Genomic DNA, 22292 nt, shown 5'->3' with positions numbered 1-22292 from the left:
CTCTCCGAGACCGATGCCGCCGGTAGCAAGACTCTTCAACTACATTAATAACATACCAGAAGATAAAGCGTTACTCATCTCTGTTGATTACACCCCTGATACCGAACCCGAACTTCATCCGATGACCTATGCCCTATTGAGGCATGCTTTTGCTCGCAGGGTAAAAGTTGGGGTTTTGACCTTAGGGATTTTAGGACTGGGATTAGCGGAAGATGCTTTACGGGTCGTGGTTAAGGAGTTTAACGAAAGGGCAAAGAGTAATTCCGATAGTATCATCTATGGTCGGGACTATGTCTTTCTTGGTTGGCAAACCCCACCCTTGGTTGTCCTCTTGGGGATGGGAGAAAGTATCTCTAAGGTATTTCCGGTGGATTACTATGGGAATAGAACCGATACCTTGCCTTTTCTGAAAAAGATTAGAAACTATCGGGATGTTGGGCTTGTCGTTTCCATTTCTGGTTCCGCCACTCCATTTTGGTATATCACCTATTCCCAAACATCTTTTGGGGTTCGGGTGGGAGCCGGTTCAACCGCGGTCCAGGCCGCGGATTTCTATCCCTACCTCAATTCCGGTCAGGTTACGGGTCTTTTGGCTGGAATGAAAGGAGCAGCGGAATATGAGGAGTTGGTAGAGAGAGAGTTTAATATCAAGGGACGGCGAAAGGCAACCGAAGCGATGACCGCCCAGACCTTGGCTCACATTGCAATTATTCTATTTATCATTATTGGTAATATCAGTTTTTTCTTATTAAGGAGGAAAAAGAGATGACTACCGACTTTTGGGTTTTGGTGGCTTCGGTTTTGACCTTGGGGATATTCTCCTTTCTCTATAAGGACAATCCATTCTATCGCTTCTGTGAGCATCTTTTCGTTGGCGTCACCAATGGCTATGCGATAACCTTTTATTGGCATCGGGTATTAGTTCCCAGTTTGGTTTCGCCGGTGAGTAAGGGGGAAAAGTTATGGCTTATTCTCGTTGCCTTTATTGGCGCTTTATATTTCACCAGGTTTATTCCCAAGATCTCTTGGCTGGTTCGGATTCCAATCGCTTTCGTTATGGGTTATGGTGCTGGGGCAGCCATTCCCCGGGTGATTGATGCCTCAATCATTGAACAGATGAAGGCAACGGTCCTTCTACCAATCCAGTTTCAAAAAATTGGCGATGGGATTTCGGCGGTTTTGATCTTAATCGGTGTTTTAGCCACCATCACCTATTTTTTCTTCTCGGCGGAGAGGAAAGGGATATTAAAGCCTATTTCCTATTTGGGAATAATCTTTATTATGCTTGGTTTTGGTGCCTCTTTTGGCTACACGGTGATGGCAAGGATTTCCCTTTTGATTGGCCGATTGACCTTCTTATTAAGAGATTTTCTGGGTCTTATCCATTAGACCTCCTGTCCGTTCTGTCACTATCTGAACCCTTAAAAGTTTAGTCGGGCTAAAATTTCTCTCGATTGCTTTGCTTTTAAGACTTTGATTTTACGATGCCACTTTCTCCTTGGCTTCTTGGCTCATTCCCTTAGGCATTTCCTCAATCCGCTTAAAAAGGCACTCCCTATCTCTTTTCCTTAGTGGCAAGAGGGCAAAAAAGAGTGAGTTATAATAAGGCTTGCCTTCTTCCCATCGGAATCTGGAAAATTGGTTAAATAATTTCCCCGAGGGAGGCATCGGGTAGGTGGTGGAAAAAGCGTCCCAGGAAGTCATCCCCGGAGTGCCTCGGGGAGCGCTTCTTTTAGCGACCAAAGAGGCAAAAGAGAGAGCAAAAGGGAAAATGCTCCCAAAGGCGGAATAGAAGGCGACCCAAGAGGCGAGATAGGAAATACCTCTGAAAAGGGCTTAGGAAGCCATCTGGTAAGTGGTTCAGTAAGCGGTTCCCTATACTAACCCCCATAAATTATGGAAAAATTGGCTAAGTATCGTAAAATCAATATCTTAAAAGTAAAATGAGGTAAAGAAAAAGTTTAGCCGAGCTAAACTTTTTCCCGAAAGTTTTTTTCAAGGTGATTATCCAATTGCTCCTCGGGAAGGATTTCTAAATAAAAACCACCCATTAAGAGAAGAGATGATAATAGTATATCCCTATAATTTAAGGAGATGTGGCAGTCTGTTAGGCGGATCTTTGACACTTTTATTAAAGAAGGGGAAGGAAAGATAGGTAAATTTAATGGAGGTTTTATTTGGGGAGAAAACGAAAGTAATAGATGGGAGAGAGAGGTTGATAAATAGGTGTAAAAAAGGGTGTCTTATTTTCCCTTAGACTTAAAGATAATGATAAGAGGTCCTTGTGTGGGAAGTGAGGGAGTAAAATAAGTAAGAGGCAAAGGGCAAAATTAGGGGAAGTGGGGTTAAAGTTGACTAAAAGCAAGATAATTTTGGGGGTCTAAATCAAAAACTTACTTTTTCAGAGTTCTCTTCCACAAAATTTAACAAATCTCGGTGAGTGCCTTTTTATTGGGATGGCAATATTTTACTTAGGAATGCCGAATTTTTTGGCGACGATGCCAATTTTTTTTGCAAGAAGCGATGGTCTTATTTTATAAGTCATTGGTGTTCAATAATTTATTTTTATAGAATCTTGGCACGATTTTTGCTTAAGAAAGTGTAAGGGAAAGAAATAGGAGGAATTATGAAGTGGCTAAAAAAAACTAACCTTTTTTTAGTAGCTATTGGAGCGTTAACCTATCTCTCTTCTCAGACATCCCATTGGGAAGTTTGGCGGAGTGAGGCAACTTTTCCTAATCAAGGAAGACTGATTTTGCGGAACTCAGCCAATGAATTTTTGCATCTCTTATTTCTTAGCCCCCGCAATCCCCCAGGAAATTTAGGATATACCTATTCCTCAGATGGCGGTCTTTCTTGGGCAAGCATTGAGGGTCTCTGGACTAGTTACGGTGAGTATGCTCCCAGTCTTGCCCTTGATGGCAACACTCCTTGGGCAAGTTGGGGGGTCTTACTTGAGTTTGAACCACCTAATGAAGGGGTAAGAGGAGGGGTGAGGTTAGCGCCTAATAATTGGACTACCGCTACGATATGGAGTCGCCTGGGTAAGATTAGAGTCTGGCCTACCTCCACAATCCTCAGCCCTTCGGGTGGAAACAAACCAATGGCCTATACCGTCTTTCGCTGGTGGGACCAAATAACTGGTGAGGGAGGTATTGAGTTTCTTGCCTGGGAGTTAAGTGAAGGATACCCAGCACCAGTGATGCGATGTCCGGTTGATGATGTTAATTCATCCCAACCTTCAATTACTGTAAGTGGACACGCTGGTTGTGATACTATTCACATTTGTTATATAAGAAGAGATACCCTATATTATAGAACAAATACCAATCGGATAAATCCGGATATAATCCGAGGAGGAACTTGCCCGATTTGGAGCGAAAGAAAAAGAATTTCTACCTCTAGCACTGAACCAGCATCCTACCCTTCAATTGAATTTGGGGAGAATAGAGTAGCGATTGTCTGGCGTGGTCCCAACGATTTCGGACAAAATATAGGTGAAATTTATACACGGGTCCGAAATATTGGTTACGAATGGGGATTACCTATAAATGTGAGTAAAAGTAGAGATTTAGAGAGTGGTCATCCGGAAAGTTCTTGGGGCGGGAAGGCGGTGATTTACGAGGAGCAAATCTCTCCTTCCAATTGGGAGATTTATTTTTGGGTTGATGGCACAAAATACCAGTATTCTAATACATTAGCCCCTTCTCGCTATCCGCACTGTGCCTTTGGAGGTAAAGAAAAACAATGGCTTCACGGAATTTGGATTGAAGATAATGGGTGGGTTTTTTATCGCCGAAAGGAATACATTCCCGCTATTGGTGGGTCACAGAGTACTCAAGAAACTATCTTAAATTCTTTTCGGGTTGGACCTAACCCTTTAAGAGGGGCGACCACCATTAGTTATCAACTCCTTTCTCCCAAGAGGGTTCAACTGAACATTTATTCCGTATCCGGAAAATTGGTGAGGAATCTAATAGATGAATTTCAAAATCCGGGGAGCTATTCCTTTCTTTATGATGGAAAGGATTCTCAAGGGAAAAATCTTCCTAATGGCGTCTATATTTTTAGGGTGTCAACCGAAGATGGGACCACGAGTAGAGCGATTACGCTAACGAGGTAAAAGCGAATGGGGAAAGTTCTTCTCTTCTTCTTACCCATTTTCTTTTCCGCTCAAATATGCCGGTTTAAGAAAATTGGAGGAAGTTTTCCCATTGGGCATTTCTGGTTGCCCACTCTCCTCTTTGATTCTAATCGTGATGGAGGACTTGACCTTACTTTTAATCTTCAGAGTCGGGAGTGGCAAATTTGGGAGTATGGGTTTCAGAACCAATTTCAGCTTAACTACCGGAATATAGGGAATCGGACGGGAAAATGGGATATTGGCGATGTTGACCAAGATGGACTTATTGACCGATTGGAAAGCGGATTAGATTCTTTAGGCGAGGGAATGTTGGTTCTTACCTGTGAAAGTCCAAATTCTTCTTCTTACCCGACGGAGATTAACTGGGTTTATCGTGTGATGAGCGAAGAGATGACAAGTTGGTACAGTTATTACCCTGGGGATTTGGATGGCGATGGTAGACGAGAGATTCTCTATAATACGACGGGCCAAGGGGTTATCTTCATAATGGAAAACCGTGGAAATAACGATAACCGCTTAGTTTGGAGTTCTGATGTGAGGAGTATTCTTACGACTGGTGGGGCAATTGCTTTCGGCGACTTTGACCAAGACGGTAGGATGGAATTTGCTTTATCCGGAATCAGTTGGAGGAATTGGGTAAAAGTCTTTGAAAACATCAGCGATGACCAATATCAGTTAGTCTTCACTGATTCTATACCTCTTCCCAATGGCCATTTTGATGCCTTCTCCGGAAACGATGTCAATCAGAATGGAAAACCGGAATTCTTCATTAATTTTATTGAATTAATAGGTTGGCCACAATTTTGGAATTTTCACCTCTATATGTGGGAAGCGATTGGTAATAATCGGTATCAAAGGAGTTATATTGGTTCAACCTTTGGTTGTTTCCGTGTGGGCATCGTAAAAAGCCGGTGCGCGGATGTTGATGGTGATGGAGTAGAAGAGATAATTCAATCCGCGGGAAGCCAGATAAAAATCTATAAGTTTCTCAATGGTGAATTCCGCACCTTATTTGAGTACCAGTTTGGCAATTTCAGTGCCTGGATTAACTGCGCTGATTTGAACAGTAACCACTATCAGGAAATTATCATCTCGGGAGGTGACCCAATTCCCCAAACTGATATTATAGAGATTGAGGGAGTGAGAATTAAAAGACCAAACCGAGGAGAGAGGTTTATCCCCGGAACTTGCGAATTGATTCAATGGTGGCTTTTTTATCCCCCACGATGCGATTCCTTATCCCTATTTTATTCTATTGATAACGGCCGCAGTTATTACCCAATTATTACAGGTCTTTCCGGAACCGAAACAACTTACCATTGGACAGTGCCGGACACTCCTTCGGAATCTTGCAGAGTTAAGATTATCGCTTATGGGGCTGGTTGGTTGGCTGACGAATCGGACGGGGTATTTAAGATTACCGGGGAGATAGAAAAAATGGGGCGTTCCCAATTAAAAGATAGACTTATAATTTATCCAAACCCTGTGAGCGATTATTTCTTTATCCACCTTCCGGCAGTGGCCGAAGAGATAAGAATTTACGATGCCAGCGGAAAATTGGTTAGGGGGTGTTCTATTCAACCCCAAGATCGGGAAACAAAATTCGTTGTGAAAGATTTGAAACCGGGGGTCTATTTTTTGAGGGTAAAGATTAAGGAGGGATGCTTCACCAAAAAATTGATCCTGTGGTGAGGATTTTCGGAGCCGGAAAAAAGGTTTTAATAAATATCTTTTTTCTCTTAATTACTTTTAAGTGCCAGAAGAGAGAACTTACCAATATACCTCCGGAGATCCCTCGATTTGTTTCCGGCCCGATAAATGGAGGGGTGGGTATCATTTACCGCTTCCAATTCTTTATTCTTGACCGAGACTCCGACTATGTCTCTTTCCGGATTGACTGGGGCGATGGGAATATATCGAATTGGAGTGAATATTTACCTTCTTGGAGTTTGGTGGAGATGGCACATTCTTGGTGCGAGCCGGGTATATATTATGTGAGAGGGCAGGCAAAGGATAGAAAGGGAGCCCTCTCTCCCTGGTCGGAAGGTCATCCGATGCAAATTCTCAACATCTGGAGCAGAACCTACGGAGGCGCCCTTTGGGATTACGGTTATTCGGTTCAATTGACCTCAGATGGTGGTTATATTATCGCTGGTGAAACTTACTCTTTAGGAGCGGGCGAAGCCGATGTCTACTTAATTAAAACTGATGAATTGGGAAATTTAATTTGGCAGAAAACCTATGGAGGGATTTATAATGATTGGGGTCGTTCTGTTCAACCAACCCCGGATGGCGGGTATATTGTTGTTGGTTCTACCCAATCCTTTGGTGCCGGAGAATATGATGTTTATCTAATTAAAATCGATGCTTTCGGCAATGAGATTTGGCATAAGACCTTTGGTGGGCGAGATTACGATTACGGCTATTCGGTTCAGCAAACATCGGATGGCGGATATTTAATTGTTGGTTCTGCCTCTTCTTTTGGGGGTAGCGGCTCCGACATCTATCTCATTAAAACTGATGAAGGAGGAAACGAAATCTGGTCTCAGGTATTTAATATTGGAAGTTACGACCACGGTTATTCTCTTCAACGGACACCGGATGGAGGTTGTGTAATTGTCGGCACAACTTATTCTTCTCAAAAGGAAGAGTATGACATATTTCTTATTAAGACCGACGGAATAGGGAATTTGATTTGGAAACGAACTTATGGTGGAAACTATGACGAATTCGGATATTCTATTGAGGTGACATCGGATGGTGGGTATGTCATCGTTGGCGCAACTTCCTCTTTCGGGGCAGGTGAGTTTGACCTCTATCTTATTAAGACTGATAATTTGGGGAATGAAATTTGGGAGAAGACTTTTGGTGGAGATGCTTGTGACTATGGTAGTTCGGTGAAACCGACACCGGATGGTGGATATATCATTGTTGGTCGAACAACCTCTTCTTCGGCATATTTATCGGATATCTATCTTATTAAAACTAATAACAACGGTGAGGCGCTCTGGGTAAATATCTACGGAGGAAATGGGGAGGACTACGGCTGTTCTATCCAATTAGCTGGTGATGGCGGATATATTATTGCGGGTTGGACGACATCCTTCGGTTCCGGGCGCTCTGATGTTTATTTAATCAAAACTGATGCCGAGGGCAGTAACTCCTCTCCGTGTAAGTTAAGGGAATTTAGCGTTTATCGCCAATGGTCTCGCTGGTTTAAGAACCTGGATGTTTCTGATCCAATAAATCCTAAAGAGGTTGGATATTATGACACCGATGGGGTTGGTTATAATTCATATTGAGAAATCGCAAACGTTATCGGGATTGTTTACTGCGAGTTAAAGGTTGAAGAAGAGAAATTGGATTTTGAATTTCTTCCCAGGTTTGGAGAAACTTTTAGAATTAGAAAGGTCTGAAAAAAAAGTAATCAAGGTTTTTAACCTACTAATGTGGTGGTTAGTCAATTTCCTCTCTTTGAAGATTTCCCAACAAAAACTTTTACCCATCAATTGGTGTAATGGGCTTTACGATTTGGTAGTGGTTAGTATTATCTAAAAGCACGGCATCTTTCTTAAAGTCTCAGGCTTCTTTAGGGGAGGCATTGGGTAGGAGATAGGGAAGGTGAACCGGAAAGCGGTTCTGGGAGTGCCTCGGAGGGTGCTTCTTTTAGCAACCCAAGAGGCGGAAGGGAAGGCAAAAGGGGAAATGCTTCTGAAGGCAGAAGAGAAGGCGACCCAAGAGGCGAGATAGGAAATACCTCTGAAAAGGGCTTAGGAAGCCATCTGGTAAGTGGTTCAGTAAGCGGTTCCCTATACTAACCCCCATAAATTAGGAAAAACAGAACAAGTATTTGAAAGTCAAAGGCTTATAGACAAAAACAGATGTGAAAAAAGTAGACAGATTCTGTCTACTTTCCTAACTCCGAAGGGATTGACTATTTTGCTAAAATCTCTTTTTCCGGCCTCTCCCTTCGGATAGTTGACAAAGTGGTAAAATTTTTTATCTATCTTATTATATGTTAAAAAAAGGTCCGGTAACGAAATTGAAAGAAGCGTATTTGGAACTCCTTTCCGAATACGAGGCTTATTGTCAAAGGAAGGAGAAGGCGTTAAGAGAGTTGGAATGCTTATCCTCTTTACCCCTCCTCAAAAACTTAATTCCGGTCTTGGACAACTTCGACCGTTTATTGAAGGAGATTAATTCCCCGGAAAGTGATGAGAAGGGGTTAAGGGATGGGTTTCGGCTAATTTATCAGGAGTTGAAGAAGGTCCTTTCTGATTATGGGGTGGAGGAGTATTCCCTTTTAGGGAAGGATTTTGATCCGAAATTAGGGGAGGCGGTTGACTTTGTGATTAGGGATGATTGTCCCCCCTTGATGGTGGTGGATGAGTTAGCAAAGGGTTATTCCTTTAAGGGGATGGTTTTAAGACCGGCGAAGGTGGTTGTGAGTAAAAATGGAAATAAGGAGAAATAAGGCATCGCGGGAAAGGGAAAGGGAGTCTAATTTAATGAAAGGATCTCTTTGGAGGAGGATTTAATGGGTAAGAAGGTTGTTGGTATTGATTTGGGAACAACATTTTCCGCAGTTGCGGTTATGGAAAGGGACCGTCCGGTAATTATTCCCAATCCGGACGGGGAGAGGATTACACCTTCGGTTGTTGCCTTTGGTAAAGAAAGACTGGTCGGAACTCTGGCGAAAAGGCAAGCGATAATCAATCCGGAAAGGACAATTTACTCCATAAAGCGGTTTATGGGTCGGAAGTATTCCGAGGTGCAAGAGGAGATAAAACTTGTTCCCTATAAGGTCGTCCCTCACGATAACGGCGATGCCTGGGTTGAAGTTGATGGTGTGAGGTATTCCCCACCCCAAATCTCGGCAATGATCCTAGAATACCTAAAGAATGCTGCGGAGGCTTACTTAGGAGAGAAGGTGGATAAGGCGGTAATTACGGTTCCTGCCTATTTTAATGATGCCCAAAGGCAAGCCACTAAAGATGCGGGAAAGATTGCCGGTTTAGAGGTTTTGCGCATTATTAACGAACCGACCGCTGCTGCTTTTGCCTATGGCTTTAAAGGAGAAGAGGCAAAACCCAAAAAAGTTGCGGTTTATGATTTGGGTGGAGGAACCTTTGATATATCAATAATTGAGATTGGTTATGTGGAAGGGACGATTAGTGTGCTTTCTACGGATGGTAATACCCATTTGGGCGGTGATGACTTCGACGAGCGGATTGTGAAATGGATTTTAGAAGAGGCAAGAAAGGAGCACGGTGTTGATTTATCAACCGACCGCACAAGTTTGCAGAGGATTCGGGAGGCAGCGGAGAAGGCGAAGCGGGAGTTATCAACAAAATTGGAAACAACAATCAGTCTCCCATTCATTTATTCGGACCCGAAAAAGGGACCAATCCATTTGGAGTTGAAGTTGACCCGAGCCCACTTGGAGGCAATGGTTGAGGATTTAATCCAAATGACCATTGAGCCGGTAAAGAGAGCACTGGAAAATGCTAAGCCCAAGAGGTTGACCCCCGAGGAGATTGATGAGGTGATTCTCGTGGGTGGCCAGACAAGAATGCCCAGGGTGATTGAGGTGGTTAGAGATTTCTTCAATAAAGAACCGCACCGGGGGATAAATCCGGATGAGGTCGTTGCCTTAGGCGCGGCAATTCAAGCCGGAATCTTCTCCGGTGATACGAAGAAGGATGTTGTCCTTTTGGATGTGACCCCCCTCTCCTTAGGAATTGAGACCTTAGGTGGTGTCTTCACCAAAATCATTGAACGTAATACAACAATCCCCACGAGAAAGAGTCAAATCTTTACCACCGCCGCTGATAATCAGACGGAGGTGACGATCCATGTTTTACAAGGCGAGAGGCCGATGGCGAAGGATAATAAGAGCCTCGGTCGGTTTGAACTTTATGGTATCCCACCTGCCCCCAGGGGAGTACCTCAGATTGAGGTAGAGTTTAATATTGATGCGGATGGGATTCTTTATGTCACCGCTCGGGATTTAGGGACAAAGAAGGAACAGAGTATGCGGATTATGCCCTCTTCGGGATTGACGAAGGAGGAGATTGAGCGAATGAAAAGGGAGGCGGAATTGCACCGGGCTGAGGACGAAGAGAGGAGGGAGTTGGCGGAAGCGAGAAACAGGGCGGATACTGTTATTTACCATATTGAGAAGAATCTGCGGGAATACGGAAGTAATCTCAGCGAAGCCGACCGGAAGGAGATTGAAGAGAAGTTAAAGGAGTTAAAGGAGAGTATTAAAGGTGAAGACCGGAAAAGGATTGAAAAGGGGATTGAGGAGTTGCAAAGGGCAGCAATGAAATTGGGTGAGGCGGTTTATAAGAGAGGAAAGGAGGGGAGTGAGGAGAAGAAGGAGACGAAGGCGGACTATCAGGTTTATGACGATACGAGCCAATAATTTAAGGAGATAATTACGTTTTTGATTTGGGATAAAGAGAATTTTGAAAAAAGGATAATATTTTCTTATTAAATAAAGATGGCGAAGAAGGAAGATTATTATGAACTTTTAGGAGTAAGCCGGAATGCGACGGAAGAAGAGATTAAACGCGCTTACTATGCCTTAGCCAAAAAATACCACCCGGATTTGAATCCGAATAATCGGAAGGAGGCGGAGGAGAAGTTTAAGAGGATTTCTGAAGCCTACGAGGTTTTAATGGATAAGGAAAAGAGGAGGCTTTATGATACTTATGGTCACGAAGGGGTCTCCCAGAAGGTCTATCCGGGTGGCTTCTCCTGGGATAAGTTTACTCATACCGATGTCTTTCGGGATATCTTTGGTGATTTTGACTTTGATGACTTCTTCTCCCGACTCCGAACCGGGGGCAGTATCTTTGATATCTTTGATGAATTAAGGGTAAAGAAGCGGGAGCCAACCGGTAAAAATATTCGCGTCCGGTTATTTCTTACCTTAGAAGAGATTGCCAATGGTTGCGAAAAGGAGGTGGCCGTTGGCCGGTATGAGAAATGTAATGCCTGTGGCGGAAAGGGAGGGAAAGGGAATGCTACTTGTCTGCGCTGCAAGGGAACAGGTCAGGTGAAAGAGGTCTCCCGAAGTGTCTTTGGTTCTTTCGTTCAGGTCTATACCTGTCCGGAATGCGGCGGCACGGGTCGGGTAATAAAGGAGATTTGTAAAGAATGTGAAGGGAGCGGTCGGGTGAAGGTTTCCCGCAGATTGAAGATAAAGATACCAGTCGGCATCTCTCCTTCCCATTACCTCACCCTACCCGGAGAGGGGCATTACGGACCTGGTGGTTCGGGTGATATCATTGTGGAAGTAGCGGAAAAGGAGCACCCGGTATTTTTAAGGAAGGGGAACGATTTAATAACGGAGATGGCGATCTCTTATCCCATCGCCTGTTTGGGAGGGGAGATTGAGGTTCCTACCCTTTCCGGACCAAAGAAGGTGGAAGTGCCTCCTGGAATCCAATCCGGAGAAAATATCCGGCTTAAAGGATTGGGAATTAAAGGTTTGGATGGAAGAAGGGGAGATATTATTGTGAAGGTGAAGGTCTATGTCCCAAGGCGGGTCTCGGTAAAGGAAGAGGAGATTTTAAGGGAGTTAGAGAAGTTCTCCTCTCCACCCCCGCCACCAAAAAGGCCAGAAGCGAGTGATTAAAAGATGGGGGAAGAGATTTATTTAGTGAAAAGGGAGAATATCTCCGAGAAGAAGTTTCTCCTCTTGGGAGAAGAGGCGAGGCACTGCTTTAAGGTGAGGCGCAATGAGAGAGATGATTTGATTCTCTTAACCGACGGTGAAGGTAAGGAGTATAAAGGGAAGATTAATGAGGTTAATCCGCGGGCGAATTCGGTAGCCGGTGAGGTTTTAGAGGTGAGGGAGGGAAGCCGGGAATTACCAGTCGCCATCCATTTAGCCTTCGCCCCGATTAAAAGGCGCGACCTTACTTTCCTTATTGAAAAAGCGACCGAGTTGGGAGTAAGGGGTTTCATCCCCATCAAGACGGAGAGAAGTTTTCTTTCTTTTAAGAAGGAGCGATTTGAGAAGGTGGCGCAGAGAGGGATGAAAACCGCTCTGGGTACTTTTCTTCCTCAATTTTATCCCTTAATTAACTTTGATTCCTTAATCGCTCTCGTTAAGGACTATTCCTTAGCCCTTCTTGCTTATGAGAAGGAAGAAGAGCGATTTCTTTTTGACATCCCTTGGAATAAGGGGGATGGAAAGATATTATTAATTGTTGGTCCGGAAGGAGGTTTTGCCGATTGGGAGGTAGCAAGGGCGAAGAAGGAAGGGGTTTTAACCTTTTCCTTAGGGAAGCGGCGCCTCGCCACTGGCACCGCGGCATTAAGCGCCCTCTCTATTATTAGTGAATGTTTAAGAATAAAGAGAAGAGGAGGTGATGAATTTGGGTAAGATAATCGTTAAACCGAACGAACCTTTTGATAGTTTTATTAGAAGGTTTCGGGGAGCAGTGGAAAGAGCCGGCATCCTAAAAGATATGAAGCGGAAAGAGTTTTACGAGAAGCCATCCGATAGAAGAAGGCGGATTGAAGCGGAGAGGAGAAGAAAGAGATTGCGTTACCTCCGGGAGGAGTTTTAGAGGTTCATAAGGTAAAAGAAAGGGTTGGGACCTGGTTCTTATATGCGGTTAAGGGACTTAGAATCCCTTGATTTCCCAAGGGTGAAAGAGGTCCTGGCATCTTTTACCCAAACACCGATTGGTAGAGAGAAGGCCCTTTCCCTTTCCCCTTTTCCCAATCAAGAGGAGGTGGAAAAGGAGTTTTTCCGGCTCTCCCTCCTTTGGGGTAATCGCTATGCCCTATCCGGCATTAAAGACCTCAGGGAGACACTTATCCCCTTAAAAGAAGGGATGTGTTTGACACCGAATACCTTAGCCGAAATCCGGCAGACGATTTTGGGGCTGGGGGAGTTAAAAAGGGTGCCGAAGGAGATCTGGTGCGAAAACTTCTCTCCCTTTTTCACTCGTATAGAAGGATTAGCGGAGAAGATTGGAGAAGCGATAGACGATTTCGGAGAGATGAAACCAGAATTTTCTCCCCTCTTAAAGAGACTGAACGAGGAGGCGAAAAGTATCCGGGCGGAAATTATTAAAAAGTTGGAGGGAATAAGAAGGGAGAATCCGGACCTATTTTGGGATGGGGAGATTACGATAAGGAATGGGAGGTATTGCCTTCCCTTAAAATCTTTCAAGAAGGGGAGACTACCGGCAATTGTTCACGACTTGTCAGAAAGCGAAAAGACCCTTTTTGTAGAGCCGATTTCTTTGGTGGAATTGGGAAACCAATTGGTGCGCCGGGAAAGGGAGATGGCTGAGGAGAGAAGGAAAATTCTCTTAGACCTGACCAAGGGGGTGGTGAAAGAGAAGTCAGCCCTCCTCTCCCTTCTTGACTTCGCCGGTTTGGTTGACTTGTGGCAGGCGAAAATATCCTTCGCCCAAAGGTTTGGGGGGACAAAGCCAACCTTTATAAAAGATGATTCCTTAGAAATTATCGGCGCCCGCCATCCCTTGCTTTTACTGAAAGGGGTAGAAGTTGTCCCCTTAGATTTGGTAATGAAGGGTAAAAAGGTTCTGGTGGTCTCAGGACCGAATGCCGGAGGAAAGACTTGCCTCTTAAAGACTGTCGGCCTTGTTGTCCTTCTGAGTCAATGTGGGATCTTTCCTCCCTGCCAGCGTGCGGTCATCCCTTTCTTTGATAATCTCTTTACCGATATCGGCGAAAACGAAAGTTTAGAAGAGGCACTTTCCGCCTTTACCGCTCACCTTCTTAACATTAAGGAGATTTTGACAAGTGACGGCAATAAGAAGAGCCTCATCCTTTTGGACGAATTGGGTGGCTCCACTTCCCCGGAGGAGGGTGGTGCTTTAGCCTGTGCCTTAATTGAAGAGTTAAAGAGAAGAGATGGGATAACAATTGTTACGACCCACCTGACAGTGGTGAAGCTCTTTGCCTATAATGACCCGGAGGTCCTTCAGGGGAGTATGGAATTTAAAGGGAAGCCCACTTACCAGTTAATCCTCGGTCTCCCAGGAGAGTCCAGCGCCTTAGAGATCGCTTCCTTACTTGATTTTCCTCAAAGGATTATTATTCGGGCTCAGAATCTGCGAGGGGAAAATTTTATCTCCTTTTCGGAGAAAGTGAAGGAGTTGGCAAAGGAGATTAGTGATTATCAGAATCGCAATCGGAGTTTAGCGGAGAAGGAGAAGAAGGTGCAAGAGTTAAATTCTCTTTTAGAAAAGAGATTACGGGAATGGGAGAAGAAGGAGAAGGAATGGCGGCGGGAATTCATTCGGGCAAAAGAGACTTTCTTAAAAGAGAATCGGGAAAAGGTGGAAAAATTAATTAGCGAACTCCGCCAATGGCGGGAGAGGCCTTTGCGCGACGAAAAGAGGATTAAGGAGATAATTAAGGAGAGTGAAGAGTTATTCGTAAAGGTGATGACGGAGATAAAGGAGGAGAGGAAAAAGTTGATTACTCAGAGAAGGGAAGTGAAGGTCGGCGACCGGGTACGGATTGTTCGGTTTGACCAGGAAGGTGAGGTTCTGGCGTTGGATGGGGAATTAGCCAAGGTCTCACTCGGTCGTTTAACAATGAAAATTCCTTCTCAGGAATTGGAAGTGGTTGAGGAGAAGGTAAATTCTTCTGAAGGTTCACCAGTCGCGAGCCCAAGAAAAGATGAAGATACCTTACCCCCTTTCTCTCCCCTCTTAAATATTCGGGGCGAGGAGAAGATTTTCGCCTTAGAGAAAGTGGAGCGGTTTTTAGAGGATGCCATTCTTTACGGTTGTAAAGAGATTAAACTTTTACACGGTAAGGGAAAAGGGATTTTACGCCAGGCGATTTGGGACTTCTTGGCGAAGGATAAGAGAATTTCTGAATTTCGGGAGGGGAGACCTGAAGAGGGTGGTTCAGGAGTGACGGTTGTGAAGTTAAAGTAAAGATGATTAAAAGAGAGGCGATAGAAAGAATAAGAGAGGCGGTAGATATTGTGGAACTCATTGGGAGTTACATCCCCCTAAAAAAGGTTGGCTCTCGCTATCGTGGTCTCTGCCCTTTCCATTTGGAGAAAAATCCTTCTTTCTATGTTGATAGAGAGCGGGGGCTTTATCATTGTTTCGGTTGTGGCGAAGGAGGGACGGCGATCTCCTTTCTGATGAAATACGAGAAGATGACCTTTGCGGAGGCGGTCCGATTTTTAGCCCAAAGGGTGGGAATTGATATAGAAGGGGAGCAGAGAAAACCCGAGGAGAAAGGGGTTTATGAAGTTATGGAATTTGCCTGTAACCTATTTAACAATTACCTCTACTACTATCCCAATGTCTTAAAATATTTAAGGGATCGGGGAATTAAAGAAGAGGTGCAGAAGGCTTTCCGTTTAGGTTATGCCCCCGGAAATCGTTCGTTATTGAAGGAGGCAAGGAAGAAAGAGATTCCTTTGGAAATTTTGCGCCGGGTTGGTTTAATTGTGGAGAAGGACGGGGAAGCTGAAGATTTCTTCTTCGCCCGGCTCATCTTTCCGATATTTTCTTTAAGTGGTAAGATTATCGGTTTTGGGGGAAGGACCTTAGAAGAAGGAATTGAGCCGAAATACCTAAATTCGCCCGAGACCGAAATCTTTAAGAAAGGGGAGAACCTTTATGGTTTCTATCAAGCGAAGAAATTTTTGCCGGGAGGTAAGGCGATACTGGTGGAGGGTTATTTTGATCTCCTCTCTTTAACTCAGGCGGGAATAAATAACTGTTTGGCGCCATTGGGCACCGCCTTCACTTTATCCCAGGCACTTCTGATTAAGAGATACTGTCGTGATTTATACATCTCTTTTGATGGTGACGCCCAGGGCAGGGAGTCGGCGAAAAAGGCGGGGATGATCGCTTTGCGCGCCGGTCTCAACCCTTTAATTGTGGAATTGCCGGATGGTTATGACCCAGACAAATTCGTGCGGGAAAAAGGAAAGGAGGCTTATCAATCCCTCTTAGCCAATGCTAAGGATTTGGTCGACTTTTTATTGACAGGAAAAGACCTTTCCCGGATTTCAGAAAGAAGGGAGATGATTGGTCAGTTCCAAGAGATTATTCCAGAAATTGGGGATGAGATTTTGCGAGAACTTTACCTTAATAAGGTGGCGGAGATTTTTAAGGTGAAGAAGGAGATATTTTCCTTGGGAAAGAGACTTCGGCCGGAAGAGAAAAACGGAGTGGCGAAAGCAGTGCGGCGTAAAGAGGAGAGACTCCTTTCCTACATCCTCCTTTCTCCGGAATATGCTCAGCTTTCGCGTTCGGTTTTACCGGTGAACGCCTTTCCTCTCCAGTATCAGCCGATTGTTGATTTACTCTATCGCCTCTGTGATAGAAACTTTACACCGAGCGAGGTCTGTGATTTATTGGAAAGGGAGGAGGAGAAGAAGTTGGTTACCACCCTCACCTTTCGGGAGGAAAGTTTACCCGAGAAAAAAGACTTCCTCTTTCTCTTAAAAAGGGTTTTAGCGGATACCCTAAAAGAAGAGATTGGGGAAGATGAAGAGAAGTTAAAAAAATTTTTAGAACTGAAGAGAAATTTGATGAGAAAGAAATGAAAGGAGAAAATATGGGGCAAATTAAGGAATATATTTCCACCCTTATCAATAAGGCTGGTCCCGGTAAAAAAATTTCCTACCGGGAAATTGAGGACTCTTTGCCCTTAGATATTGAACCCTCAGAGATTGAAGAGGTGATTAAAGAATTGAATCGGCACGGGATTAGCGTGGGCACGGAAAACGAGGTGGAGAAGGTAGCAAAGCCTAAGGTGGCAAAGCGCCGGGTTGAAGACCCGATTAAATGCTATTTCCGCGACTTGTCCGAGTTGCCCCTTCTCACGAGGGAAGAGGAAATTGAATACTCAAGAAATATGGAAGAGGGTTATCGAGAGATTGTGGCCTATCTTTTCCTCTTACCACCCCTTATTGAAGAATTCCTTTTGGAGTGCAGGTCTTTGGAGGAAGGGAGTAAAACTTTGGATCAGATTGCCCGGATTGAATTTAAGTGTCTGGTGGAAAAGAGGGAGATGTGGCGGGAGAAACAGAAATTTATCCGGCGTCTGCGCAGGATAAAGAAACTTTTGGCAGAATGGAAAGAGTTAAAAAACAAAAAGAGTCAAACCGCTAAGCGGCGAATTGAAAACCTTAAGGCGCGCATCATCAAAAGGATTCAATCCCTCTCTCTGCAACACGGCCTCATCAATAAGTTTGTGGAGAGATACCGGGAGATTCTTAAAGAAGGTCTTCTCATTAAGGAGAAGTTAGCCAAGGAGAAGAAGAATGCCCGGGAATGGCGGAGGCGGCTTAAAGAGTTCATAGAAAAATACGAGATGACGGTGGAGGATATGGCGGCGAATGCTGTAAAGATTGAAGCCTGCGAGAAAAAGATTTTAGAAAATCGGGACAAGATGATAAAGGGGAATGTCCGCTTGGTAATCTCCATTGCCAAACGGTATATGAATCGGGGGTTGGAATTTGCTGATTTATTGGAAGAGGGTAATGTGGGATTAATAAAATCGGTGGAGAAGTTCAACTACCGAAAAGGGTTCAAGTTTTCTACTTATGCTACCTGGTGGATAAAACAGGCGATAACTCGAGCGATTGCCGACCATTCCCGAACGGTGCGGATCCCCGCCCACATCATTGATATGATGAATAAGTTAAATCGTGCCCAAAGAAAGTTTATCCAAACCTACGGTCGGGAACCGACCCTTCAGGAATTGGCGAAACGGGTAGGGATGCCAGCAGAAAAATTGGATGCCCTCCGCCGGATCAGTCAGGTCTCAATCTCCATTGATAAACCAGTGGACGATGAGGAGTCTTCCTTCATCGGAGACTTCCTTTCCGATGAGAAGACCCTCTCGCCCTATCAGCATACCGGTCGGCTCCTTTTGCAAGAGAAATTAGAGGAAGCTTTTAAATATCTAACAAAGAGAGAGGAGAAGGTCTTGAGGCTCCGTTTTGGTTTGGGGGACGGGATTCAGAGGACCTTAGAAGAGGTTGGTCAGATATTCAACATCACTCGGGAAAGGGTAAGGCAGATTGAAGCGAAGGCGTTAAGGCGTTTGGCGCAACCGAAACTCTTAAAGAAGTTTACCATCCTCAAAGATTTGCTCATTGATTAAAATGGATGTTAATCGGATCGGGATAATTTCTGATACCCATGACCGGCTTGATAAGGTCCACCAGGCACTTCTTCTCTTTAAGGAGAAAGGGGTGGATTTGGTAATTCATTGTGGCGATTATGTAGCACCCTTCACCCTTAAAGAATTTTCTTCTTTATCTCTCCCTTTCTTTGGGGTTTTTGGAAATTGCGATGGGGAAAGGAGAGGTTTAGAAAAGATAGCGCAGGAGAATAAACTTCTCATCACCAATCCGCCTTTAAGTTTGGACCTTAATAGTGGGAAAATTTTAGTTTATCATCAATTACCGAAGGAATTGAAAGGGGATGCGGATTTCGTTATCTACGGCCATACCCATAAAGTTTTTTCCCAAAAAGGTAAGCCATTCTTAATCAATCCCGGAGAGGCAGCGGGCTGGCTTACCGGCCGGGCAACGGTGGCTTTATTAGATTGGAAAAGAAGAGAGGTGGAAATTTTTGAAATCTGATAAGGATAAAGACTTTTCCCGTCTCGGCGAGGCAATAAAAAAAATCATTCACGATTTAGGATTGGCTGAGGAGATAGTTGCCTGGCAGGCGGTGTTGCGCTGGCAGGAGATTGTGGGTGAGAAGGTGGCAAAATATGCGAAAGCGGTTGAGGTGAAAGAAGGAATTCTCTATCTCTCTTGTCCCAATCCCACCTGGCGTTCGCAACTTCTTCTGATGAAGAAGGAAATAATCAATAAGGCAAACCGAGTGATTGGTAAGGAAGCAATTAAAGACATAAAATTCCTGAGGGGAAGAGATTAGGGAGAGTCCAAACCGGAAAAGGGCTTATCTTTATGCGGGATTAGTTATTCTCTTTTGGTCAACGGTTGCTTCCGCCTTTAAGATTACCTTACGCCATTTAGATTTTTATCAACTATTATGGGGGGCAACGACTACTTCCTTCCTCTTTCTCTTTTTTCTTCTCGAACGCAAAAAGAAGTTGAATCCCCTTAAAGGGTTTAAGAGAAAAGATTACCTCCGTTCTGCCCTTTTGGGATTTTTGAACCCATTTCTTTACTATGCCATTCTCTTTAAAGCATATTCCCTATTGCCCGCACAGATGGCGCAACCCCTAAATCAGACCTGGGCGATAATCTTACCCTTACTTTCCATTCTTCTATTGAAGCAAAGGATAAAGATTAAAAGTATTTTGGCACTTCTCGTCAGTTTCTTTGGTGTTTTAATTATCGCCACTCGGGGTGAGATTGGCGAGTTAAAATTTACTAATCCTTTGGGCGTCTTTTTGGCTCTAATTAGTGCTTTAGTTTGGGCTTTCTACTGGGTTTATAATCTAAAAGATGAGCGGGAAGAGACAGTTAAGTTATTTGGTAATTTTCTTTTTGGCTTTATCTTTTCCACCATCTATATCCTATTCTTAAAAGGATTTAACCAACCATTTTCTATTTTAAAAAATAGGATAGGGTTATTGGGGTCGATTTATGTTGGTCTTTTTGAGATGGGCCTTACCTTTCCCTTGTGGTTAAGGGCGCTTTCCTTGGCGGAGAATACCGCCTTGGTGAGTAATTTAATCTATTTAATTCCTTTTCTTTCTCTGGTTTTTATTAGATTAACAGTTGGGGAACAAATCCTTTCTTCTACGGTGATTGGTTTAATGTTTATTATCTTGGGAATATTTATCCAAAGGCGATAGAATCATTAAGGATTGGTTTTGATTCTTCTTTGATTCTTCAATGATTCCTTATTTATTATATAGGAGTATTGGGTTCTAATTTTGACTCCAAAAGAGAAATACGAAAGAGGCGATGTTAAGCGAACACAAAATGCCAGTTATTCTCATCACTTTTCATTTTGAAAGATTAGAGAAAGGGAATGGAATATCCCTTTCGTATTTGAAGACTCCTTTTTGCGAAAGTTTTATTATGGGTTGCTAACAGAAGTAGCCATTGACTAAAAAAGAATAATAATAGGAATAATTATAAATTTAACAAAGGGTCTAATTGAAGATTTAATCCGGATTCTAACTATATTTTTAACCCGAAACTTAATTGATAGCTTAACCGAGGGGGTAATGAAAGGCCAAAATGGAAACCAAATAGAAAGCCCGCCCAATAATAAAACTTACGGGATGGTGTCTTTGTAAGATATACCGAAAGGAGTAATAAAAGAGATGAAGTTGAGATACCTCTGATGGGGTTTTGTGGGTAAGAGATGATAAAATAGAAATCTTCATTAAATTATTATTTTTCCCTAAGATACACGATTTGCTATCTTGTTTATAGTCATTAATAAATAGTACGGAAAAGATTGACTTTTTCCAATTATTCTGTATCATAGGGGAAAATGAAAAAATCTGCAATATTTTCTAAAATTGAGGACGCCTTAGAAGATGTAAAAAAGGGTCGGGTTATCATTGTGGTGGATGACGAAAGCCGGGAAAACGAAGGGGATCTTATCGTCGCCGCGGAGCGGATAACCCCTCAAAAGATAAACTTTATGACAAAATACGGAAGGGGATTAATCTGCTGCGCCCTAAACGAAGATAGGTTAGAGGAATTGAAGTTGCCACCGATCTTTGGGGAAAATACTGCCCGTTTTGGTACTCCGTTTGCCATCCCGGTTGATGCCCGGGAAGGAACAACTACTGGTTCTTCTGCCTACGACCGGGCAAAAACCGTGAAGGCACTAATTGACCCAAAGACGAAACCAGAGGATTTACTAAGACCAGGGCATATCTTTCCTTTAAGAGCGGTAAAGGGAGGGGTATTAAGAAGGGCTGGTCATACCGAAGCCGCGGTTGATTTGGCTCGCTTGGCGGGATTTTACCCGGCCGGTGTCCTCTGCGAAATTCTGGCAGAAGATGGTCAAATGGCAAAGTTAAAAGATTTGATAAGATTAGCCCAGAGGTTTCGCTTAAAGATTATCACCATCCGGGATCTGATTGAATACCGAAAGAAGAAGGAGAAATTGGTGAGAGAAATTCTCCAAACGCCCTTACCTACCGCCTTTGGTGAATTCCAACTCCATCTCTATGAAGATACGATAGAGAACTATCACCATTTAGCTCTAGTGAAGGGGGAGGTGCGAGGGAAAAAAGATGTTCTGGTGCGCGTCCATTCTCAATGCCTCACGGGTGATGTCTTCTCTTCTCTAAGATGCGATTGTGGGGATCAGTTAAAGATTGCCTTAAAGATGATTGAGAAGGAAGGGAGGGGAGTTCTTTTGTATATGCGCCAAGAGGGTAGAGGCTTAGGACTTTTAGCCAAGCTCAAATCCTACACTTTACAGGATAAGGGTTATGATACTGTTGATTCCGCTAAGGCTTTGGGTTTTGACCCGGACATTCGGGACTATGGAATCGGTGCCCAGATTCTTGTCGACTTGGGTTTATCAACCATTAGATTAATCACTAATAATCCCAGGAAGGTGATCGGTTTAGAAGGATTTGGCCTCAAAGTCACAAAAAGGATTCCTCTCTGGACCAAACCAACAAAAGAGAATATCAATTATTTGATAGCAAAAAGGAATAGGTTAGGTCATTTATTTTAGGAGGTATTATGGAGAAGAGGGAATATAAGGGACAATTTGACGCCCGAAATAAGAAGTTTGCTATTATCATCGCCCGGTTTAATGAGTTTATTACCGAAAGTCTGCTCAAAGGTGCCCTTGACTGCTTGGAAAGGCATAATGCGGAAGGGTGTGATATTTTCTGGACCTTTGGCACATTTGAAATTCCCGGCATTGCTCATGAGATCGCCTTAACTAAAAAATACGATGCGCTAATCTGTTTAGGGGCAATCATCCGGGGAGATACTCCTCATGCCGAATACATCGCGGGAACGGTAGCAAAGGAGATTGCACGCCTTCCAATAAAGACCGGTATTCCGGTTTCCTTCGGCATCATCACCGCCGATACCTTAGAACAAGCGGTAGAACGTGCTGGGACTAAGGAAGGGAATAAAGGATTCTTAGCCGCTCTGGCAGCGATTGAGATGGCGGATTTGAAAAAGAAGATAAAAGGCTAG

At 43.8% G+C, this 22292-nt stretch carries 20 protein-coding genes; all 20 read left to right on the top strand.

Annotation, left to right across the window (positions count from 1 at the left end):
* Positions 1-769: hypothetical protein (locus tag ABIL00_04345; protein ID MEO0109991.1), on the top strand; the 769-nt coding region annotated here is incomplete at its 5' end.
* Complete coding sequence (locus tag ABIL00_04340) at positions 766-1389, top strand: hypothetical protein (GenBank protein MEO0109990.1); 624 nt, start codon at positions 766-768, stop codon at positions 1387-1389. The genes ABIL00_04345 and ABIL00_04340, both read left to right, overlap by 4 nt.
* A gap of 1237 nt (positions 1390-2626) precedes the next feature.
* The gene (locus tag ABIL00_04335) at positions 2627-4123 is read left to right on the top strand and encodes a FlgD immunoglobulin-like domain containing protein (protein ID MEO0109989.1); all 1497 of its coding nucleotides are present in this window, start codon (positions 2627-2629) and stop codon (positions 4121-4123) included.
* A 6-nt stretch (positions 4124-4129) separates the two neighbouring features.
* A complete protein-coding gene (locus tag ABIL00_04330; GenBank protein ID MEO0109988.1) occupies positions 4130-5836 on the top strand; it encodes a T9SS type A sorting domain-containing protein in 1707 nt (568 codons plus the stop codon).
* A complete protein-coding gene (locus ABIL00_04325) occupies positions 5806-7446 on the top strand; it encodes a hypothetical protein (GenBank protein MEO0109987.1) in 1641 nt (546 codons plus the stop codon). The genes ABIL00_04330 and ABIL00_04325 overlap by 31 nt, the downstream gene beginning before the upstream one ends.
* 43 nt (positions 7447-7489) lie before the next feature.
* A complete protein-coding gene (locus tag ABIL00_04320) occupies positions 7490-7699 on the top strand; it encodes a hypothetical protein (GenBank protein ID MEO0109986.1) in 210 nt (69 codons plus the stop codon).
* 66 nt (positions 7700-7765) lie between these two features.
* Entirely contained in the window at positions 7766-7894 is a 129-nt protein-coding gene (locus ABIL00_04315) for a hypothetical protein (protein MEO0109985.1), read from the top strand.
* A gap of 265 nt (positions 7895-8159) precedes the next feature.
* On the top strand, positions 8160-8618 hold the full coding sequence (locus tag ABIL00_04310; GenBank protein ID MEO0109984.1) for a nucleotide exchange factor GrpE: 459 nt from the start codon (positions 8160-8162) through the stop codon (positions 8616-8618).
* 63 nt (positions 8619-8681) lie between these two features.
* Entirely contained in the window at positions 8682-10571 is a 1890-nt protein-coding gene (gene dnaK, locus ABIL00_04305) for a molecular chaperone DnaK (GenBank protein MEO0109983.1), read from the top strand.
* Positions 10572-10649: 78 nt separating this feature from the next.
* On the top strand, positions 10650-11789 hold the full coding sequence (gene dnaJ / locus ABIL00_04300; GenBank protein MEO0109982.1) for a molecular chaperone DnaJ: 1140 nt from the start codon (positions 10650-10652) through the stop codon (positions 11787-11789).
* 3 nt (positions 11790-11792) lie between these two features.
* Entirely contained in the window at positions 11793-12542 is a 750-nt protein-coding gene (locus ABIL00_04295) for a 16S rRNA (uracil(1498)-N(3))-methyltransferase (protein ID MEO0109981.1), read from the top strand.
* Positions 12529-12729, top strand: coding sequence for a 30S ribosomal protein S21 (rpsU, locus tag ABIL00_04290; GenBank protein MEO0109980.1), 201 nt, complete (start codon positions 12529-12531; stop codon positions 12727-12729). The genes ABIL00_04295 and rpsU overlap by 14 nt, the downstream gene beginning before the upstream one ends.
* Positions 12730-12810: 81 nt before the next feature.
* Positions 12811-15087, top strand: coding sequence for a Smr/MutS family protein (locus ABIL00_04285; protein MEO0109979.1), 2277 nt, complete (start codon positions 12811-12813; stop codon positions 15085-15087).
* A 2-nt stretch (positions 15088-15089) separates the two neighbouring features.
* Positions 15090-16721 (top strand): DNA primase, encoded by a 1632-nt coding sequence (dnaG, locus tag ABIL00_04280; protein ID MEO0109978.1) that lies wholly within the window; start codon positions 15090-15092, stop codon positions 16719-16721.
* An 11-nt stretch (positions 16722-16732) separates the two neighbouring features.
* Positions 16733-18286: a sigma-70 family RNA polymerase sigma factor gene (locus ABIL00_04275; GenBank protein MEO0109977.1), complete on the top strand. Its 1554-nt coding sequence runs from the start codon at positions 16733-16735 to the stop codon at positions 18284-18286.
* 1 nt (position 18287) lies between these two features.
* On the top strand, positions 18288-18770 hold the full coding sequence (locus ABIL00_04270; protein MEO0109976.1) for a metallophosphoesterase: 483 nt from the start codon (positions 18288-18290) through the stop codon (positions 18768-18770).
* Positions 18760-19071, top strand: coding sequence for a DUF721 domain-containing protein (locus ABIL00_04265; GenBank protein MEO0109975.1), 312 nt, complete (start codon positions 18760-18762; stop codon positions 19069-19071). The genes ABIL00_04270 and ABIL00_04265 overlap by 11 nt, the downstream gene beginning before the upstream one ends.
* Positions 19067-19960 (top strand): DMT family transporter, encoded by an 894-nt coding sequence (locus ABIL00_04260; GenBank protein MEO0109974.1) that lies wholly within the window; start codon positions 19067-19069, stop codon positions 19958-19960. The genes ABIL00_04265 and ABIL00_04260 overlap by 5 nt, the downstream gene beginning before the upstream one ends.
* A 650-nt stretch (positions 19961-20610) precedes the next feature.
* Complete coding sequence (locus ABIL00_04255) at positions 20611-21816, top strand: bifunctional 3,4-dihydroxy-2-butanone-4-phosphate synthase/GTP cyclohydrolase II (GenBank protein ID MEO0109973.1); 1206 nt, start codon at positions 20611-20613, stop codon at positions 21814-21816.
* 8 nt (positions 21817-21824) lie between these two features.
* Complete coding sequence (gene ribH / locus ABIL00_04250; protein MEO0109972.1) at positions 21825-22292, top strand: 6,7-dimethyl-8-ribityllumazine synthase; 468 nt, start codon at positions 21825-21827, stop codon at positions 22290-22292.

It is taken from the genome of candidate division WOR-3 bacterium, from assembly GCA_039801905.1.
In the GTDB taxonomy this organism is placed as follows: domain Bacteria; phylum Hydrothermota; class Tepidihabitantia; order Tepidihabitantales; family JBDRVQ01; genus JBDRVQ01.
This window is presented reverse-complemented; position numbering and strand designations above follow the sequence as displayed.

Bases quoted from the DNA above. Each gene is read 5' to 3' on its own strand.
- ABIL00_04270 (MEO0109976.1), top strand. From the start codon at position 18,288: ATGGATGTTAATCGGATCGGGATAATTTCTGATACCCATGACCGGCTT.
- rpsU (MEO0109980.1), top strand. From the start codon at position 12,529: ATGAATTTGGGTAAGATAATCGTTAAACCGAACGAACCTTTTGATAGT.
- dnaJ (MEO0109982.1), top strand. From the start codon at position 10,650: ATGGCGAAGAAGGAAGATTATTATGAACTTTTAGGAGTAAGCCGGAAT.
- dnaG (MEO0109978.1), top strand. From the start codon at position 15,090: ATGATTAAAAGAGAGGCGATAGAAAGAATAAGAGAGGCGGTAGATATT.
- ABIL00_04310 (MEO0109984.1), top strand. From the start codon at position 8,160: ATGTTAAAAAAAGGTCCGGTAACGAAATTGAAAGAAGCGTATTTGGAA.
- ribH (MEO0109972.1), top strand. From the start codon at position 21,825: ATGGAGAAGAGGGAATATAAGGGACAATTTGACGCCCGAAATAAGAAG.
- ABIL00_04255 (MEO0109973.1), top strand. From the start codon at position 20,611: ATGAAAAAATCTGCAATATTTTCTAAAATTGAGGACGCCTTAGAAGAT.
- ABIL00_04275 (MEO0109977.1), top strand. From the start codon at position 16,733: ATGGGGCAAATTAAGGAATATATTTCCACCCTTATCAATAAGGCTGGT.
- ABIL00_04335 (MEO0109989.1), top strand. From the start codon at position 2,627: ATGAAGTGGCTAAAAAAAACTAACCTTTTTTTAGTAGCTATTGGAGCG.
- ABIL00_04340 (MEO0109990.1), top strand. From the start codon at position 766: ATGACTACCGACTTTTGGGTTTTGGTGGCTTCGGTTTTGACCTTGGGG.
- ABIL00_04325 (MEO0109987.1), top strand. From the start codon at position 5,806: ATGCTTCACCAAAAAATTGATCCTGTGGTGAGGATTTTCGGAGCCGGA.
- dnaK (MEO0109983.1), top strand. From the start codon at position 8,682: ATGGGTAAGAAGGTTGTTGGTATTGATTTGGGAACAACATTTTCCGCA.
- ABIL00_04330 (MEO0109988.1), top strand. From the start codon at position 4,130: ATGGGGAAAGTTCTTCTCTTCTTCTTACCCATTTTCTTTTCCGCTCAA.
- ABIL00_04295 (MEO0109981.1), top strand. From the start codon at position 11,793: ATGGGGGAAGAGATTTATTTAGTGAAAAGGGAGAATATCTCCGAGAAG.